A 17,989-nucleotide genomic window follows, 5' to 3' on the forward strand; every position below is an offset into this window, starting at 1 on the left:
TCAGCCGCCCGGCACCCAGTGCCACCAGGGGCCGAGGTCGCGGTAGCCCAGGCGCAGATACACGCTGTGCCCCGAGGGCGTGGAGTGCAGCGCGGACGCCACGCGCCCCCGGGCCCGCGCGCCCGCGAGCAGCGCCTGCATCACCGCCGAGGCCAGTCCCCGCTTGCGCGCGGCGGGCGCGGTGGCGACCAGGTAGATGCCCGCGAGGTCCTCGGTGTCGAGCGCCACGCCGCACGCCAGCCCCCGCCCCGCCTCGCGCGCCACCACGGCGTGCACGGGAGGCCGGGGCGCCCGCTCCCAGGACGCCAGCATGTCGCGCCAGTGCTCGCCGTAGGCCTCGGCGTTGAGCCCCACCACGGCCCCGAGCGCGTCCACGTCCACCACGGGGATGTCCGAGGACACGGCGGGCACGTCCTCCAGTCCACGCCCCATGGCGCACAGGGACTCCGACGGACGGTACCCCTGGGCTTCGAGCAGCCGGACGGCCTCGGGCTCACCTGGAAGCACGGTGATGCGCCAGCGAGGGATGCCGAGGCCCCGGTAGAACGCGGTGAGCGCGGGCAGGTGGGCGTCCAGCGCGCCGGCGTGGGCGAAGAGCACCTGCTGGAAGTGGACCTCGTGGGGATGCGAGGGCAGGGCGAAGGACTCCAGGCCCGGGAGGGCGAGGTGGCGCAGGAGGCCGCGCTCACATTGCAGGTGCTTGAAGGCGAGGAGGTTGCTGTGCAGTCGCGTGGTCAGTTCGGCATCCGTCATGCGGTGGCCGAGCCTAGGCCGCGCGTCGCCGGACGGAGAACATGAAGCGCGGAAAGGACAGGCAGGGGAGCGCATGGACGGCTAGGGTGCGTGGCCGCCCGCCATGAGCACGAGCCCGCGCTTCTTCTCCTTCGACCCCCGGCCCACCCGCGCCGCCCTCTTCCTGGGCGCGTGCGTGCTGGCCGTGCTGTCCGCCTGGGCCCTCGCTGACGCGCGCGCGGGCGGCGGCCTGCAGTCCGTGGCCCGCGCGGGCGTCAGCGCGGGGTTGATGCTCGCCTTCCTCTTCGCCCTCCACCGGCTGCGCCCCCGGACGGACTGGGGCGTCACGCTGGATGCCTCCGGGGTGCGCGTGGCCCGCCCCTTCAGCGGCAGCCCGCTGGAGTTGTCCTGGAGCCAGATTGAATCCGTGCGCCGCCTCGGTCGCCGGGGAGGCGTGCTGGGGCTGTTCTTGAAAGAGGAGGGAAGGGTGCTCGTCACCCGGCATCTGTTCGCCCGCAAAGCTGTTTATGAAGAGTTGATCGCCGCGCTGGAGGATCGCCTCCCGCCGTCGCGTTTCGACGCTTGAAACCCCCGGGTTCCGGGGCGGTCGCGCAGGCCGGCGGCCGAGCCACTTTCACGAATGTTTCCGCCGCCTTGCGCGGGCTCGTCAGCCTTGTTCGGTGTGCCTCGAGGTGGTAGGCACGGCCCTGTCTCAACGGCGCATTTCCGAGGACTCGCTTCACATGGAAAAGACCCCCGCTACCGGCGCGTCCGTGACGCCGCCGCCCGTCGAGTATGGGACGGACAGCATCACCAAGCTCGAGGGGCTGGAGGCGGTACGCAAGCGCCCGGGCATGTACATCGGCGACACCATGACCTACGGGCTGCACAAGCTCGTCTACGAGGTCGTGGACAACTCCGTGGACGAGGCGCTCGCGGGCTTCTGCACGGACATCGACGTCGTCATCCACGTAGATGGGTCGCTGAGCGTCCAGGACAACGGCCGTGGCATTCCGGTGGGCCCCCACCCCGACCCCAAGTTCAAGGGCAAGGACACGCTGGAGGTCGTGCTCACGGAGCTGCACGCCGGCAGCAAGTTCGGCAACGGCGCGTACAAGGTCTCCGGCGGTCTGCACGGCGTGGGCGTCACGTGCGTGAACTTCCTGTCCGAGTGGTTCAAGGTCCGCGTCCAGCGCAACGGCAAGGTGTTCGAGCAGGGCTACGCGCGGGGCGTGGCCACGGCTCCGCCCGCCGAGGTCGGCACCACCGACAAGCGCGGCACGGTCATCCACTTCAAGCCGGACTCCACGGTGATGGAGACGGTGGACTTCAACTTCGAGACGCTCAGCCAGCGCCTGCGCGAGCTGGCGTTCCTCAACGCCGGCCTGCACATCACCATCCGGGATGAGCGCACGAACAAGGAGCACGACTTCAAGTTCGAGGGCGGCATCTCCACCTTCGTCGAGTACCTGAACAAGGCGAAGGCCCCGCTGCACGACAAGCCCGTCTACATCCAGTCCGAGCGCGAAGGCGTGTCGCTGGAGATCGCCATGCAGTGGAACGATGGCTACGACGAGCGCATCTTCACCTTCGCCAACAACATCAACACCCACGAGGGTGGCAGCCACCTGTCTGGCTTCAAGTCCGCGCTGACGCGCACGCTCAACAGCTACGCGGAGAAGAGCGGTCAGTGGAAGGACCTCAAGGAGACGCCCACGGGCGAGGACGCGCGTGAAGGCCTGTCCGCCGTCATCTCCGTGAAGCTGGCCAACCCCCAGTTCGAGGGCCAGACGAAGACGAAGCTGGGCAACAGCGAGGTGAAGGGCCTGGTCGAGCAGATGGTGAATGATCAGCTCGCCACCTTCCTCGAGGAGAACCCGGTCCTCGCCAAGAAGGTCGTGGCGAAGATTGGCGACGCGTGCCGCGCGCGCATCGCGGCCCGCAAGGCGCGCGAGACGGTGCGGCGCAAGGGCGTGCTGGATGGCGGTGGACTCCCCGGCAAGCTGGCGGACTGCCAGAGCCGCGACCCGGAGGAGAGCGAGCTGTACATCGTGGAGGGCGACTCCGCAGGCGGCTCCGCGAAGCAGGGGCGTGATCGGCGCAACCAGGCCATCCTCCCGCTGCGCGGGAAAATCCTGAACGTGGAGAAGGCCCGCTTCGAGAAGATGCTCACCAGCGCTGAAATCGTGACGCTGATCACCGCGCTGGGCACGGGCATCGGGGCGGAGGACTACGACCCGGCGAAGGCGCGCTACCACCGCGTCATCCTGATGACGGACGCCGACGTCGACGGCAGCCACATCCGCACGCTGCTCCTGACGTTCTTCTACCGGCAGATGCGCGAGCTCATCGACAAGGGCTACATCTACATCGCGCAGCCGCCGCTCTACAAAGTGACGCGCAACAAGAAGGACCTGTACGTCAAGGACGAGCGCGGGCTGAACGAGTACCTGCTCAAGGCCGCGTCCGAGCACGCGCGCGTGACGACTCCCACGGGCGAGCTGGGGGGCGCGGAGTTCAAGGCGCTCCTGGAGAAGGTCATCACCTACGAGGAGCGCCTGGAGAAGCAGGCCAAGCGCCGCGACGCGCGCGTGGTGGATGCGCTGGCGCAGGCCACCCGGCTGAGCGCGGAGCTGCTCGGGGACGAGGCCGCGGTCGAGGCCGAGATGACCGTGATGCGAGACTACTTCCAGCGCCGCATGCCGGACGTGCTGGCCCGCCTGTCGCACCGGCTGGACGTGGACCCCGAGAACCAGAAGAAGAAGCTGGTGGTGACCACGGACGTCAACGGCGCCATGCGCGAGTCCGTGTTCGACCACGCGTACCTGTCCTCGCCCGAGTACCTGGAGCTGGTGAACCTGCGCGGCGTCTTTGCGGCGCTGGGCAAGGCGCCCTACCAGGTGAAGGTGGAGGCCGGCGTGGTGACGGCCTACTCCGTCCAGGAGGTGCTGGCGGCGGTGCGCAAGGACGCGCAGAAGGGCCTGGGCCTGCAGCGCTACAAGGGTCTGGGCGAGATGAACCCGGAGCAGCTCTGGGACACCACCATGAACCCGGCCACGCGCACGCTGCTCCAGGTGCGGGTGGAGGACGCGGTGGAGAGCGACGAAATCTTCTCGCTGCTGATGGGCGAGGCGGTGGAGCCGCGCCGCGAGTTCATCGAGCGCAACGCGCTGGATGTGCAGAACCTGGACATCTGAGACACGGGCCGAGCGCGCCAGCCAGCCGCTGGCGCGCGGGCACCTCGGGGCTCAGGTGGCCTTGCGCGCCGCCTCGGCGCGGGCGCGGTGATTCGCGAGCCACGCTCGGCCCGCGTCCTCGGTGTCGAGGAACACCATCTCGCCCGTGGCCGCGCGGCCCAGGAGGGCCATGGCGCGCATCATCATGTTGGCGATGGTCTTCATGGCGAAGCTGGCGCCGCAGAACACGGTGGCCGCGTAGGGCGCCAGGCTCGGGTCGTCGCTGACGGCCTTGCGCGCCTCGGCGGAGAAGCCCGTGCCGTGGCGCACGTCCGCCAGCAGGTAGATGGCGGGCTTGCCCTCGTGGAAGGCCCGCACCCCGACAATCATCTCCCGCATGTCTTTCTCGGACAGCTCACCCACCAGGGTGAGCCGCACGATGTCGGGCTCCTCGAAGGACAGCGTGTGCGCGCCGTAGGTCCACTCTGCTCCCAAGATGTCGTGCTCCCGTGTGGTGGTGGCTCGAAGAGGCCGTGGCTTGGAGGCTCAGCGGCGCGACGCGGTCGGTGCGGAGGCGCGCTCGCTCAAGTGGCGGAAGCAGTCGCGCAGGCCTTCCTTGAGGCTGCTGAGCGTCCGCACCTCGCGCAGGTCCACGCCAATCTGCACCAGCGTCTGGGCGATGAGCGGGCTGATGCCCGTCACCACGCAGTACGCGCCGAGCAGCCGCGCCGCGTTCACCATCTTGATGAAGTGGTTGGCCGTCATTGTGTCCACCACCTCCACGCCGGTGATGTCGATGATGACGCAGCGGGCCTTCGTCTGGACGATGCGGTGGAGCAGCCGCTCGGTCATCTCCACCGAGCGCTGCGTGTCCACCACGCCCACGATGGGCAGCGTGACGATGTCGTCCCACAGCTCGATGATGGGCGTGGACAGGTCGCGGATGGCCAGCCGCTGCTGCTCGATGGTGGTCAGCTTCTCTTGCAGCTCGCGGTGTCCCGCCTCCAGCCGCGCGAGGGCGTCTTCGTTCTCCCGGCGGGTGGCGGACAGCTCCCGCACGAAGACGTTGAGCGTCTCCTCCAGCGCGGCGAACTCGTCCTGCTCCTGGATGGACAGCGTGGTGCGCGCGGCGTCGTACTGGCCCACGGAGATCATCGACAGCACGTCGATGATGCGGCTCACGCGGTCGGGGCGCACGGTCAGGTCGGGCGGGGGTGTGGGCGAGGTCGTCATCGCGCAAGCCTCAGGCGCTGGTCTTCATCGGGGCGGGGGTGGTCAGTCCGAGCATCTCGTCGGCGAGCTGCTGCGCGGCCGCGCGCTCGGCCTCGGCGGTGCGCGCGCCCGTCACCTGGACGCCGAGCATGGCCAGGCCCTCCTCCAGCCCCAGCGCCGTCTCCACGCCCTCCAACTGGATGCCCATGCTCTGCAGCGTGAGCGCCACGTCCGCGCCCATGCCGGAGAGCACCGTGCGCGTGCCCATCAGCCGGGCCGCGTTCGCCAGCCGCGCGAGCACCGCGCACAGGTGGCTGTCCACCAGCCACAGTCCGGAGATGTCCACCACCATGCCGCGCGCGCCGCTGCGCTGGATGTCGCGCAGCACGTCCGAGCAGAGCTGCGCCGCCTGGGCATCCGTGATGTCGCCCTGGAGGGGAACGATGAGCTGTCCCCACAGCGGAATGATGGGGATGCGCGAGGTCTCGCGCGAGGGCCCCGTGGGCCGGTTCTCGTCCGGGTAGCTCATGGATTCTCCACGTCCGCCACCAGGACGGTGGCGTCATCGGTTTCGCGGCCGTAGCGCTCCAGCAACAGCGCGCACGCCGCCTCGGGCAAGAGCCCGCGCGTCAATTCCAGCTCCAGCCGCGAGCTCACGCCGTCGCTGAAGAGGACCAGTCGGTCTCCGCGCGCCGGCGTCACCTCGGCCTCGCGCACCGCGCGCACGTGCTGCCCGAGGATTCCGGGCGTGGGCAGCACGGGAATCTTCGTGCCCATCGCGCGCAGCTCCACGTTGCCCACGCCACCACAGCGCAGCGTGCGTCCGTCATACAGCGCGAGCATGGCCGCGGCGCCGCGTCCGCCGCGCAACGCCTGGTGCAGCGACTCCAGCACGGAGGCCAGGCCCGCCGTGAGCGGCACCTGCTCCAAGCAGCGCAGCGCCGCCTGGGCCGCGTCCGCCGCCAGCGGCCCGTGGCCCAGCGCATCCACCACCGCGAGCAGCGTGTGTCCGCCGTCCTCGCGGATCAACGCGCTGTCACCGTTCGCCGTCTCGCCGTGGCGGGGGCGTGAGCGGTGGGCGGCGGACCACCTCACAGCCACACCTCGAACTCCACCTGGGTGCCCGCGGGGCCGGTGCGCACGTCGAACCGGTCCGCCAGCCGCTTCACGCCGAGCAGTCCCAGGCCCATGCCCGTCTTGCTGCGGTAATTGCCGGACAGCACCAGCTCCACGTTGGGGATGCCCTGGCCCTTGTCCTCGGCGCGCACGCGCAACATCCGCTTGGGCGTGCGCTCGGGGTGCAGGTGGATGATGCCGCCGCCCGCGTACGAAAGCTGATTGCGCGCCAGCTCGCTCACCGCGGTGGCCACCTTCTGGCACTCGAAGCCTCGGCCTCCCAACTCCTCGCACAGCGTTCGCGCCGTGAGTCGCGCGCTGCTCGCGTCCGCCTCCGAGCGGATGGTGAGCGTGGCGGGACGGACCACGAGCGCGGGGGGCGCGGCCTCCATGGGCGCGCTGGGCGTGGGCCGCGTGCCGAGCCCCGGCACGCTGGCGCGCGCCGCGGGGACGCCCGTGGCCATGCCCTTGAGCTCGGCCGCGAGCCGAGGGCGCTGGGCCGGGTGCATGAAGTGCCGCGACGCGGGCTCGAGCGCTTCGATGATGCGCGGCAGGTCTTCCGCGCGCAGCGAGCTTGCGGACAGCTTCAGGGGCTCCAAGGTGCCGCGAAGCACCAGGCGTGCCGCCGTCTCCGACATGAAGCCCTGAAGCACGCGCAGCAGCTGCGCGTGTAGCCCGTCTGCGTTCAAAACAGTCTCCTCTCGCCCGGGGGTGTCAATCGCTTGCGAGCCACGACTTCGAGTCCGCCGCCCACGCGGTTGGTGACGCGCACCGCGTCCATCAGCCGGCGCACCGCCGCGCCGCCCTCGCCCAGGCTCTCGCCCGGCAAGGGGCCCGGACGGCCGTCGCGGCCCGCGAAGAGGCGCTCCGGCTCCACCATCCCCGGGCCGTCATCCCAGGCGCGAATCCAGAGCCACTCCGCATCCACCCAGAGGTCCACGGTGCCGCCCGAGCGCGTGTGGCGGATCAGATTGCTGGCCAGCTCGCTCACCACCACGGCCACCTCGGCGCTGCCCGCGGCCGCCAACCCCGCTTCGCGCGCGAACCGCCGGGTGAGCGCCGCCGCGACGGCCACATCGGAGGGGACCCGAATCGACAACCGAAACGGAGGCGCATCAGGTGGCTGACAAGGAGGCTCGGTAGGCAAGCAAGCAGTCACAGCGGAAAAATGCGCTGATTGAAGTATCAGAGTTCGAAAATGTGTCCAGTGGGTGACAATCGCCCGCTCGTGAGTCCGACTCTACCCCTGACAGGGATTCGGCCGTGAGCAATGGATTGTCATATCCGATGGGGTGAAAACGGCCCCGGACGGTGAGAGGGCGGAGAGACTTTGTGCGTGAAAAGGCCCGTGGGCCCGGTGCCCTCCTCGGCGCCGCGCCCACGTGCCTTTCCCGTCCTTGTTGAGCCGGGCCGTCCGTGTTCCGCGGCCCTGCTGGCCCTTACGGAAGGAACCGTCCAAGAGAGCCCCCTCCGGGTCGCCGCGCGGATTCCAGGTCGAGGACGGGGAGGGGGTGTCGCCAGGGAAAGGTAGCCATGGCGCCGCGGCGGACAGCGAGCGAGTCCGCCCGCGTGGCGCGTGGATGCCCGAGGGACGAGGCGCACACGCAGGGCCCGTCTTCTTGTCTGTCGCGTTGCGTCGTGCGTCAGCGCTCGGAGCGGCTGGAGCCCTTGAGGGCCTCGGCGCGTTGCTTCCGGTTCATCGTGGTGACGTCGACGATGTCCACGTCGATGGCGCCTTGGTTGTCGCTCGCGCGCGTGTCGGGGAAGGTGCAGCGCAGGTCCTCGGCGCCAGTCACCTGATAGCGCTTGCCCGTCTCGAACAATCGATGGGAGCGCCGCACGGACTCCGCCGTGGGACCTCGCTCCACGCACAGCACCTGATGCACGCGGCCGTTGGCGCCGGGGTGCAGCTCCGCGATGTCATCGCGCACGGTGAGCAGGTACGTGGAGCGCGGATTGAGTCCGCGCAGGATGACCTGGTGCTCGGGCTTGAGCTGGAGCGCGTTCTTCTCGGCGTCGAACACGAGCGCGCGCGGGGGCACGTACGCGGACTGCCGCAGGTGGACGCGCACGCTGCCGCGGTTGTCCTCGGGGCCGTTCTCGTCGAGGACGAAGAAGTGCAGCCGCTTGGCTCCCTTCACGGTGCGCGGGGACGCGCCCACGAGGCCGAAGGAGTTGTCGGCGGGGACGTCGCCCTCGGCGAAGTAGACGAGCGTGTTGGACGTCGTGCCCTCGCCGTCCGCGAGCGCCGCGCTGCCATCCGTCCAGACGGAGTAGGCGGCGTTGGGGCTCACGTCGATGTTGGCCGTGGCGTACTCCGGCACGGGCATCGCGTTGAACATGGGGCGCAGCACGAGCAGGCGCGTGGGGTAGTCCACCTCGTACATGTCGCGGTTCTTGCCGTCGAGCGAGTCGCCCGTGCCGCCGTCACCCGCGGGCGCCGGCGCGACCGCCACCGCGGCGCCGCCATCGCTCGGAGCCGTGCCGCCAGCCGTGGCGGCCTGGGCAACGGCCTGCGGCGCGGTGCCGGCATCTCCCGCGCCCGTGGTCGCGGGGGCCGTTGCGGCTGGCTCCGAGGGCAGGCGCTGTAGGTCCGCGTTGAGGTGGACCTCGCTGTTGATGGGCACGAAGCGCTTGGTCCAGGGCTGGTACCCCTGGAGCGAGAGCACGAGCGTGTGCGGCGCGTGGACATCTCCGCCCACGAGCTTGCTCGGCGTGCGACCTCGCTCCTGGCCATTGAGGAGGATGGTGGCCCCCTCGGGCTTGGAGGTGATCCACAGGACGGTGACGACCTCGGGGTCCTGCGTCGCACCTTCGTGCGGGATGACGAAGTGCCAGAACAGCCAGACGAAGAGCACCGTGATGGTGGCCCCGAAGATGCCGAGGCTCAGGGTGCGCATCTGCTTCTGGCGCTGCGCGTTGCGCTCGGCCTCCTCGCGGGCAATCACCTCGCGCGCGTTGTCCGCGTGGGCCTTCGCGCCGACAGGCGGGCGGAGCACGGTGGGCGGCGCGTGCACCTCGGTGGAGGCCGCGGGGCTCGCGGTGGCCGTCTCCGTCATGACGGCGGGGATCTCCACGGGCGTGTCGCGCGGAGCCGCCAGCGTGGGCATCGCCGTCGGCTGCTTCGCCAGCGTCGAGTCGGTATCCGGCTCGACGGAAAGCTCTGGCGGCGTGGGCGGGAGCGGGCGCCGTCCCGTGCCGGTGTTCTCGCCGCGCGGGATGTTGGGATTGGTCACCCGACGCATGCCGGACGTGGTGTTGCGGCGCGCGGAGGCGTTGCTGGTGACGGAGTTCCCACCGCCATCACTGCCGGGGCGCGAACCGGGAGCGCTGGGCGGACGACTTCCACCCGCGGCGGGCGCGCGAGGGATGTTGGCGCTGGAGGGGCGCGCGGAGCCCGCGGACGAGGGCAGCTTGGCGCGCCCCTGGGACGGCTCCACCGCGGAGCTCTGCCACGACGCGAGCAGCTCGCGGAAGCTCGGGGAGATCTCCACCTTGCGCCCCTCGGCGGCCAGCTCCTCGGCGAAGAGGAAGGCCATGAGCTGGCTGAGCATCGCGGTGGAGAAGCGCGTGTTGTCCCGGTACAGCAGCTCGCTCAGGGACTCGCTGAGGTCCTGCGCCGTCTGGTAGCGCGACTCCCGGTCGAGCGCCATCGCGTGACCGATGACGGTCTCCAGCTCCGGGCTGACGCCAGGATTCACCGCGGAGGGGGGCAGGTAGTCCGCCGTGAGGATGCGCGGCAGCACCGTGACGAACTCGCCCTCCAGCGGACGGCGTCCGCACACCATCTCGTAGAGGACGACGCCCGCGGCGTAGACGTCCGTGCGCGGATCCAGGTCCTGCCGGCCTTGCGCCTGCTCGGGGGAGAAGTAGGGGTACTTGCCCTTGAGCGTCCCGGGAGACGTCTTCGCCTCCACCACGCTGGTGGCCTTGGCGATGCCGAAGTCGATGACCTTGACCTCGCCCTCATACGAGATGAGGACGTTGTCGGGGGACACGTCGCGGTGCACGAGCCCGAGCGCCCGTCCATCCTCGCCCACGTGCCGGTGCGCGTAGTCCAGCCCGTCACACAGCTTGCTGGCGATGTGCAGCGCCAGGGGCATGGGGAAGAAGCCCATGCCCGCGCGCGCCGCGCGCCGCAGCACCTTCGACAGGGGCTGGCCGTGCACCAGCTCCATGGCGATGAAGTACTGCCCGTCCACCTCTCCGAAGTCGAAGACCTGCGCGATGTTCCCGTGGGTCAGCCCCGCGGCCACCCGCGCCTCGCTGATGAACATCTCGACGAAGTCGGTGTCGTCGACGAAGTGCGGGAGGATCTGCTTGATGACGCACGGCTTCGTGACGCCTGCCGCGCCCGTCAGTCGAGCGCGATACGTGACGGCCATGCCGCCCGCGGCAATCTTCGACAGCAGGACGTACTTGCCAAATGGCTGAAGGCTGTTGGGGTCCGCCACGGGTGCTGGTTCGGGGGAAGAAAAGGGATGTGGAGCATACTCCCCTTCACCGGAAAGTCCCGTTAGCGCTCGCATCTCACGCGAAGTTTTCGCTGGTGGTGGTGCAGTCCGCGCCGTGACGCCCACCTGTCGCCCCGTGAAATGCGATGTCATTTCAAACCCGGGTCCTTCTCGAAGCGAGCCGGTGCTGTCTCGGAATGATTGGTTCAGGTGGGTGAAGTATCTGGAGAAGCTCGGCAACCACTTGGATTCTTTAGGGTTGTTTGACGTCCGGTCGTTGCCGCGCGAGGCATGGTGAGGCGCGCTGCTGGGGGACTTCACACTTCTTCACGGCGCTTCATGCGGCCTGGGCGGGGCTCGGCGTTATGTACGGCCCCATGCCGGGCCGGGCGGACTGAAGACGTGCCTTCCCGGGAATCGAGGCAGCGGTGATGGCATCGGCGCTCCACCTCCCAGGTCGGTGGGCAGTCCTGGCGGCGGTGTTCGCGCTGCTGGTGTCCGCGCGTCCCGCGCGAGCTCAGGACCTGGGGAGTGATTCCCTCTCCGCGCTCGACCTGCTGGCGCGCGGGCCGGAGCTGGGCGCCTCCGACGTGCCAGGCGAGTCGCGTGCGAGGAAGGCCGCGGCGGACATCACGTCGCGCACGCTGGCGGATCCGCCCGTGAAGCCTCCGGAGAGGGTCTCCTCGGATTCCTCCTTGCCTGAGCCCATGGCCGAGGTGGCCGTGCCGCCCTCGCGGTGGAGTCCCGCGGAGCGCCCTACGTTCAAGCCGCTTCCGGCGGTGGCCGCGGTGGTGCCGGGGCTGGTGTTGCATGGCCTCGGGCCGTGGCTGGCGGGAGACGCGAAGACCGGGCGCCAGTTGTTCGCGCTGGAGGGCGCGGGACTTGGGCTCATCGCGGTGGGCGGTGTGCCCATCGTGTTGACGGGGGCCTCGCGTCGGACCATCGGGCCGCTGTACGCGGTGACGCTCGCGGGCGCGGGGCTGTTCTCCATCTCGGCGCTCTCGAATCTCTATGCGGTGATGGCTCCGGTGGTGGAGCCCGGTGTGGTGCCGGCGTCACTGCCGCCGCTGGAGCTGGAGATGGGCTACCAGTACGTGCACGACCCCGCGTTCCAATACGACCACTTCGTCGCGCTGGGCGCGGTGGCGCGAGTGTCCGCGTTCCGGTTGGAGGCGGCGGCGCGCATGGCCCCAGGCGAAGGGAACACGCGAGTGCGCGCGGGCGGTGCATACCGGTTGATGGGCGCACCCGAGCAGACGCTGGGCCAGGGAGACGGGACGTCATTGGACGCCGAGCTGTTCGCGCTCTACCACCGCTTCCCCACGGAGGGCTTCACGGTGGGCGGTGGCGAGGCGGGGCTGCGCGGACGTTACGCGATGGCGCGCCTGAGTCCGCGGCTGGAGGGGGCGTTCGCAGAGGCGAGCCTGGGCATGTCCTTCCAGGGCTACAGCTACCCAGGGCCGCCCTCGGACGACAACCTGCATGAGCAACTGCTCTTCACCTTCGGCTACGGCGTGTGGCTGGGCCGAGGAGGGCCACTGCGAGGCGAGGCGATGATCTTCTACGACCATCGCAAGGACGACCTCGCGGGCGGCATGCGCACGCTGGGCGGAGGCGTGGTCGGCTCGGTCGGGTTGCGAGGGCGCGTGCTGCTGTCCAACTCGTGGGGCATCGCCGCGGAAGCGCAAGCAGGTGGAGCGCTCGTCGGACGGCTGTCGCTCCTCTACGCCTTGGGCGGCGAGACGTGAGCGGCGGAATGAAGCACGGCGTGCTCGGTAACAAGCGCGTGGCGCGCGCACAGGACCGGGTGCGAGCGTCTCCCCGTGACGCAGTGGGAGGCGCGAGCGGTGCGATGTTTCCATGCGTGCTCACCGCGCGCGGCCGCGCCACGGAAGCGCGCGGCGGGCGGAGGGCGTGTGTCACTCCTGGGTGCAAGGGGAGGCGCGGCGTGAACGGTGCGATGTGGCAAGGTGTCCTCGCGGCGCTGTTGATTACGGCCTGTGTCCGTCCTGCGGAGGAGCGCGCGACGCGTGATGCGGCCGTGGGGCGCGAAGAGGTCGGTGGCGTGTCGGTGGAGGTGGAGGGCGGGCTGGCGTCGGTGCGCGCACTGGCGCCCGGTGGCCTGGAGCTGTGGGGACAGGCACCTGTCTTCTCCGCGAAGGTGACGACGGCGGCGGACGCGCCCTCGGGGCTGTTGCTCACCGTGCACAACGCGATGCCGGATGCGGAGCTGACCGCGACGGACGACAGCGGCGGCGGGGTGCCCGTGGAGCCGTTCCCGTCGGTGCGGCCCACGTTGAAGGTCTGGCGTGTAGGGGTTCGCCCAGGGAGCGTGGCGCGCCTCACGGTGTCGCCGCCCGATTGGGACGCCGATGCCCCCTTCCGCTTCGCGGCGCTGGCGGATGTTCAGGAGGCATTGTCGCGCGTGGGGGATGTCTACGCGCGCATGTCCGAGGACCCTTCGCTGCGCTTCATCTTCTTCGCGGGAGACCTGACGGAGCGGGGCCAGCGCGAGGAACTGGAGGAGTTCCAGCAGCGGCTGGAGTTCGGCGCCCGCATCCCGTTGTTCGCCACGTTGGGCAACCACGAGACATTCACGCAAGACGCGCGGGCGTACCACCAACGGGTCGGTCGAGGCAGCCAGCACTTCGTCTTCCACGGCGTGCACTTCAGCTTGGTGGACTCGGGTAACGGAACGGTGGACCCCATCGTGGAGACGCAACTCGACGGGTGGCTCGACGAGGCACGCGATGCCGTGCATGTGGTGGCCATGCATGTGCCTCCGTTGGATCCCGTGGGGGTTCGCGGAGGCGGGTTCGCCAGCCGGAACGAGGCCGCGGGGCTGGTGGGCAAGCTCGCGCGCGCGGGTGTGGACCTCACGCTGTATGGGCACATCCATTCGTATTATTCGTTTTCGAACGCGGGAATTCCGGCGTTCATCTCCGGTGGCGGAGGTGCCATCCCCGAGCGCTTCGACGGAGTGGGTCGGCACTACCTCGCGGTGGAGGTGTCACCCCGCGAGGGCGTTCGGGATGTGGGGCTGGTGCGCGTAGACTGAGCCCGTGATGACGGATTCCGCGCAGGCGTTACGAGCCCGGATGGCGCTGTGCCAGCCGGAGCACACGCTCATGGGGTTCTTCTTCGAGGGGCTGCTGGAAGGAGTGGAGCGGCTCGCGGGAGAGGAGACATTGCGCGAGGCGCGCGCGATGACGCGAGGACTGGCGAAGCTCAAGTCTCATCAGTCGTGTTCCGCGCTGGAGTATCTGAGCGTGCTCGACCTGGCGGCGCGCGAGTTGGAGCGGCGCGGTCAGGGGTATGCGAGTGCGGTCGAGCAGGTGGCGCGCGAGGCCTCCGCGCGGGTGTTCTCCTCGGCGGTGGGGCAGCTCGTGTTGGCCATCGCGGGAGATGATCCGCACCGAGGCTTGTCCAACGTGCCAGGGCTCGCGGGGGCGACGTGCACGTTCGGTGAGCGGGACTACGAGCGCGTCTCGGACACAAGCGCGCGGCTCACCTTCCGGGGCGACCTCTTGGGGCCCTCCTGGTGCACGGGGCTGACGCTGGGCGGGGTGTCACGTGGACCCACCGGGCAGCGCTTCGTGGCCGAGTTGGAGTCCGGCGCGGAGCCCTTCACGGACTTCGCGCTGGTGGTCCGCTGGTGAACGTGCGCCGAGGCCCGACTTTCAGGCTCCGGAGCGAACCCCCTTGAAAGGACACTGAACATCTGGGCAGATGGTGGCTCCCCTGCCTTGTGAGGAGGCACCCACATGTTCGATCCGACCGACAACGACTCCATCTCTCCCTCGCTGCGCGCGCTGCTCGAGCTGTTCGCCACGGACCTGGCCGAGGTTCGCTTCCCGGACCTGGACACGGCGGTGCTGGGTGATGCCGCGGCGCTGGTGCGTGAGCGGGCCGAGGTGGTGGCGCGGGCGCAGGCCGGTCTGGAGGCGGCGCGCCAGGGGTTGCAGGAGAGCCAGGACGCGCTGCTCCAGAAGGGACAGCGGGCGCTGGCCTATGCGCGGGTCTTCGCCGAGGACGACGCCGCGCTGACCGAGAAGCTGGAGGGCATCCACCTGCCGCGCCCGATGCGCAAGGCGAGCAAGGCGGAGGGCACGCTCGCCGCGGAGCCCGTCGCGCCGTCCATTGGCTCCGAGGAGAACGCGCCCCGTCGCCGTGGCCGTCCGCCGAAGGTGCGGCCCCTGAATGGCGCCCCGCTGTTCTCGGACGGAGCCTCCGCGGAGCTCATCGCCGCGGTCCACGAAGAGTCCTCCAACGGAATGCTGCCGTCGGCTTGAGCCCTCACTCGGGCGCGTCGCGCCACGAAGGGCCCACTGCCAGGAGCGCGAGCGCTCCTCGGATGGGCCTCGCGCCTGCGCAGTGAATCGCGGCCCAGTGGCCCGCGAGCGGGGATGCGTCACGGGGCGCGGCTGCTTGCGAGCCCACGCGGCAGCTGCGTCACCTCTCCACTCGAGAGCATGGCGGTGGGCGCGCCACGGCGATGTATCTGCCACACCGTGGCAAGAAGCAGGGCCGTGTGCGCGAGGGCGAAGGGGCGGAAGAGGAGCACCTGCCGCGAGAGCTCCGGCCCGAACGCGGTGTCCGAGACCAGCATCCCCGTGAACGCCACCAGCGCAACGAGCGCGACGCCGAGGCGCGTGCGCCCTTCCAGCAGTCCGCGGAGCAAGGGCCACGCGAGGACATAGTTGGCGCGCCAGGCCAGGGGCGACAGCAGCGTGACGCCCAGGCAGCACATCGCGAGCAGATCCGCGGGGCCAGGGCGAGCCCACGCGATGGCCGCGAGGAACAGCACGAGCGCCACGCCCTGCGCGAGCGGGAGCGCGTGAGGCGGCGGCACTGACTCCGCGGGCAACACCAGCGAGAGCAACAGCGTGGGGAGCCCCTGGGGGTTGTGGCCCAGCGCCCAGGGCGGCGTGGTGCGCGCGAGCGTCTCGGTCCACGCGTGGAGCTGAGACAGCGTCCCCGCCACGCCGTAGCGCGCGAGAGTGGGCAGCACGAGCAGGCTGCCCACCGCGGCGGTCGTGCCCACGACGCGCCAGTGTCGACGCCAGAGGAAGAACAAGCCGACCAGCGCGGCCGGGGGCTTCAGCAGACAGGCGACGGCGAACGCCGCCCCAGGCACCCAGGCCTCACCACGCTCCGCACGGGCCGCGGCGAGCGCGAGCAACAGGAGGAGCACGGCATCCACCTGTCCATAGAAGAGTTCGAAGGAGAAGGCCGGGAAGAGCGCGAGCGTGGCGAGCATGGGAGCCCACGCCCAGGAAGGAGCCTCCCCCGGAGACGGTTGCGCGCGGGCCGTGAGGCGCGCCACGGCCAGCAGCGCCACCACGGATCCAAGATTCCACAGCGCCACCGCGAGCCGCGCGGGCAGCACGAGGAACGGAATGAAGAGGGGCGCGGTGACGGGGGCGTACTTGAACGGCATGGTGCCGTCGGCGACGCGGTACAAGTCAGAGCCTTCGAGGAAGCGCTCCGCGGCGGTGAGGTAGACGCGGAAGTCGACCCCGCGCCGAGGATGCTGTCCCAACGCCACGGCCATGACGGCGAGCACCGCGAGCACTCCCCAGCCCACCCAGCGAGCCACCTGAGGCGCCTCACGCCAATCGCGTGAGGCGGGGGAGGCGCGGGGAGAGGGAGGGGCGTGCCCAGGCGTGACGGCGTTCATGCAGCCGGCGTCATTCCATGGGCGGCGCCGGGCCGCAATCAGAGGCCGTAGGTCTCCAGCAGGCGCAGCCACACCTCGCTCAGGGTGGGGAAGGACGGCACCGCGTGCCACAGCGTGTCCAGGGACACCTGGCCGGCGACGGCGATGGTGGCCGCGTGGAGCATCTCGCCCACCTCGGGCCCAGTGAAGCTGGCGCCTACGATGATGCGGCGCTTCTCGTCCACGACGAGCTTCGCGGTGCCTTTCAGGCCCTCGCCCAGCAGCACGGTGCCCGTCACGTTTCCCAACTCGTACTGCACCGCGCGCACGGGCAGACCCGCGCGGCGAGCCTGTTCCTCCGTGAGCCCCACGCTCGCGACCTGGGGATGGGTGAAGACGACCTGGGGCACCGCGCGCGCGTCCGCCCAGGCCGCTGCCTGCTTGCCGAGGATGACGTCTCCGGCGGTCCTCGCCTGGTACTTGCCCATGTGCGTGAGCAGGTTGCGGCCGTTCACGTCGCCGCACGCATAGAGCCAGCCTCCCGCCACGCCTCTGGCGCGAAGTTGATCATCCACCTCCACCGAGCCCCCCGGCTTCAGGCCCACGGTCTCCAGCCCCAGGTCATCGGTGCGGGCCACGCGGCCCATCGCCACGAGCAGCGCATCGGCGCGCACCTCGCCCGCATCGTGCGTGAGCGTCACCGCGTATTCGCCCGAGGTGCCAGCGCGGCTCACTCGCGCGGCCTCCGTCTCCAGCACCACGCGCACGCCGGAGTCTCGCAGCGCCTGGGCCACCTGCTCTCCCACGAAGGGCTCGAAGCGGGTGAGGACGCGCGGACTGCGCTGCACCAACGTGACTTCCTCCGAGCCCAACCCGCGCCACGCCTGCGCCAGCTCCACGGCCTCCACGCCACCGCCCAACACCAGGAGCCTCCGAGGCGCGCGCGCCGCCGCCGTGGCGTCTCGATTGTCCCAGGGCTTCGATGCCCGCAGGCCGGGGAGGTCCGGCACGCGAGGGTGGCTGCCCGTGGCCAGCACCACCGCGCGGCGCGCCTCCAGTTCGCGCGTCGAGCCGTCCTTGGCCGTCACGCTCACCCGCCGGGCCCCGGCGAGCCGTCCGTGGCCGCGCACGGGCGTGAGGTTCGCGTTCTCGGCCCACTTCACCTGCGACGAGTCGTCGTAGCCCTTCACCAAGGCATCGCGATGCGCGAGCACCGCGCTCGCCACCAACGGGCCCTTCAGGGCCTCGCGAGCGCCCGGGGTGTGCTGGGCGAGCCACAGGGCTTCCGTGGGGCGCAGCAGCGCCTTGCTGGGGACGCAGGCCCAGTAGGAGCACTCGCCGCCGTAGAGTTCGTGCTCCACCAGCGCCACGGACAGGCCGCCCGCGGCGGCTCGGGCCGCGACGTTCTCGCCCGTGGGGCCGCCTCCGATGACCACGACATCGAATGTCTCGGACATGGGTCCTCCCAGGTGACTGCTTGCCTGGAGGCGAGCGGTCCGCCAATGCACCTGGGCCCCACGCGTCGGCTGGTGGACCGAGCGAATGGTCACCGGTGGACAACCGCCGACCCTGGCGCGCCGGGACGAGAGACAGAGGCCGTGTCAGGAATTCAGGAGCCAACTCGTCGGCGCGGCCCGTCG

Annotated in this window: 16 protein-coding genes; 6 read left to right on the plus strand and 10 right to left on the minus strand. The window is 70.4% G+C overall.

What is annotated here, in order from left to right:
* A complete protein-coding gene (locus KRR26_RS08405; protein ID WP_217079563.1) occupies positions 1–753 on the minus strand; it encodes a GNAT family N-acetyltransferase in 753 nt (250 codons plus the stop codon).
* A gap of 103 nt (positions 754–856) precedes the next feature.
* On the opposite strand from KRR26_RS08405, the gene KRR26_RS08410 reads away from it, so the two are divergent.
* Both KRR26_RS08410 and gyrB read left to right on the plus strand, forming a co-directional pair.
* The gene (locus tag KRR26_RS08410) at positions 857–1,318 is read left to right on the plus strand and encodes a hypothetical protein (protein WP_120207281.1); all 462 of its coding nucleotides are present in this window, start codon (positions 857–859) and stop codon (positions 1,316–1,318) included.
* Positions 1,319–1,475: 157 nt separating this feature from the next.
* On the plus strand, positions 1,476–3,929 hold the full coding sequence (gene gyrB / locus KRR26_RS08415) for a DNA topoisomerase (ATP-hydrolyzing) subunit B (protein WP_120207283.1): 2,454 nt from the start codon (positions 1,476–1,478) through the stop codon (positions 3,927–3,929).
* Positions 3,930–3,980: 51 nt separating this feature from the next.
* On the opposite strand, the gene KRR26_RS08420 is transcribed toward gyrB, so the two are convergent.
* From KRR26_RS08420 to KRR26_RS08450, 7 genes are all read right to left on the minus strand, one after another.
* Positions 3,981–4,403, minus strand: coding sequence for a SpoIIAA family protein (locus KRR26_RS08420; RefSeq protein ID WP_233577133.1), 423 nt, complete (start codon positions 4,401–4,403; stop codon positions 3,981–3,983).
* A 51-nt stretch (positions 4,404–4,454) separates the two neighbouring features.
* Positions 4,455–5,141: an STAS domain-containing protein gene (locus KRR26_RS08425; RefSeq protein ID WP_217079564.1), complete on the minus strand. Its 687-nt coding sequence runs from the start codon at positions 5,139–5,141 to the stop codon at positions 4,455–4,457.
* A gap of 10 nt (positions 5,142–5,151) precedes the next feature.
* Entirely contained in the window at positions 5,152–5,649 is a 498-nt protein-coding gene (locus tag KRR26_RS08430; protein ID WP_120207287.1) for an STAS domain-containing protein, read from the minus strand.
* On the minus strand, positions 5,646–6,221 hold the full coding sequence (locus KRR26_RS08435) for a SpoIIE family protein phosphatase (RefSeq protein ID WP_328707084.1): 576 nt from the start codon (positions 6,219–6,221) through the stop codon (positions 5,646–5,648). Before KRR26_RS08435 ends, KRR26_RS08430 begins: the two co-directional genes overlap by 4 nt.
* Positions 6,212–6,925 carry an ATP-binding protein gene (locus tag KRR26_RS08440; protein ID WP_217079565.1) on the minus strand — a complete coding sequence of 238 codons (714 nt, stop codon included), beginning with the start codon at positions 6,923–6,925 and terminating at the stop codon, positions 6,212–6,214. The genes KRR26_RS08435 and KRR26_RS08440 overlap by 10 nt, the downstream gene beginning before the upstream one ends.
* On the minus strand, positions 6,922–7,335 hold the full coding sequence (locus KRR26_RS08445) for an ATP-binding protein (protein ID WP_236068426.1): 414 nt from the start codon (positions 7,333–7,335) through the stop codon (positions 6,922–6,924). The genes KRR26_RS08440 and KRR26_RS08445 overlap by 4 nt, the downstream gene beginning before the upstream one ends.
* A 544-nt stretch (positions 7,336–7,879) precedes the next feature.
* Positions 7,880–10,690 carry a protein kinase domain-containing protein gene (locus KRR26_RS08450; protein ID WP_328707085.1) on the minus strand — a complete coding sequence of 937 codons (2,811 nt, stop codon included), beginning with the start codon at positions 10,688–10,690 and terminating at the stop codon, positions 7,880–7,882.
* Positions 10,691–11,121: 431 nt separating this feature from the next.
* Here KRR26_RS08450 and KRR26_RS08455 point away from each other — a divergent pair, with 431 nt between their 5' ends.
* The 4 genes from KRR26_RS08455 to KRR26_RS08470 all read left to right on the plus strand — a co-directional run bounded on the left by KRR26_RS08455 (position 11,122) and on the right by KRR26_RS08470 (position 14,982).
* Positions 11,122–12,438: a serine/threonine-protein kinase gene (locus KRR26_RS08455; protein WP_217079568.1), complete on the plus strand. Its 1,317-nt coding sequence runs from the start codon at positions 11,122–11,124 to the stop codon at positions 12,436–12,438.
* 212 nt (positions 12,439–12,650) lie between these two features.
* On the plus strand, positions 12,651–13,748 hold the full coding sequence (locus tag KRR26_RS08460) for a metallophosphoesterase family protein (protein WP_120207299.1): 1,098 nt from the start codon (positions 12,651–12,653) through the stop codon (positions 13,746–13,748).
* A 7-nt stretch (positions 13,749–13,755) separates the two neighbouring features.
* A complete protein-coding gene (locus tag KRR26_RS08465; protein WP_236068445.1) occupies positions 13,756–14,349 on the plus strand; it encodes a TIGR02265 family protein in 594 nt (197 codons plus the stop codon).
* Between the two features lie 105 nt (positions 14,350–14,454).
* Positions 14,455–14,982: a hypothetical protein gene (locus tag KRR26_RS08470; protein WP_217079570.1), complete on the plus strand. Its 528-nt coding sequence runs from the start codon at positions 14,455–14,457 to the stop codon at positions 14,980–14,982.
* A 119-nt stretch (positions 14,983–15,101) separates the two neighbouring features.
* Here KRR26_RS08470 and KRR26_RS08475 read toward each other — a convergent pair whose 3' ends face one another.
* Both KRR26_RS08475 and KRR26_RS08480 read right to left on the minus strand, forming a co-directional pair.
* The gene (locus KRR26_RS08475) at positions 15,102–16,289 is read right to left on the minus strand and encodes a glycosyltransferase family 87 protein (RefSeq protein WP_328707086.1); all 1,188 of its coding nucleotides are present in this window, start codon (positions 16,287–16,289) and stop codon (positions 15,102–15,104) included.
* A 119-nt stretch (positions 16,290–16,408) separates the two neighbouring features.
* Positions 16,409–17,806, minus strand: a complete 1,398-nt coding sequence (locus KRR26_RS08480; protein ID WP_217079572.1) for a dihydrolipoyl dehydrogenase family protein — start codon at positions 17,804–17,806, stop codon at positions 16,409–16,411.
* Between the last annotated feature and the right edge of the window lie 183 nt (positions 17,807–17,989).

It is taken from the genome of Citreicoccus inhibens, assembly GCF_019039035.1.
Lineage (GTDB): Bacteria > Myxococcota > Myxococcia > Myxococcales > Myxococcaceae > Citreicoccus > Citreicoccus inhibens.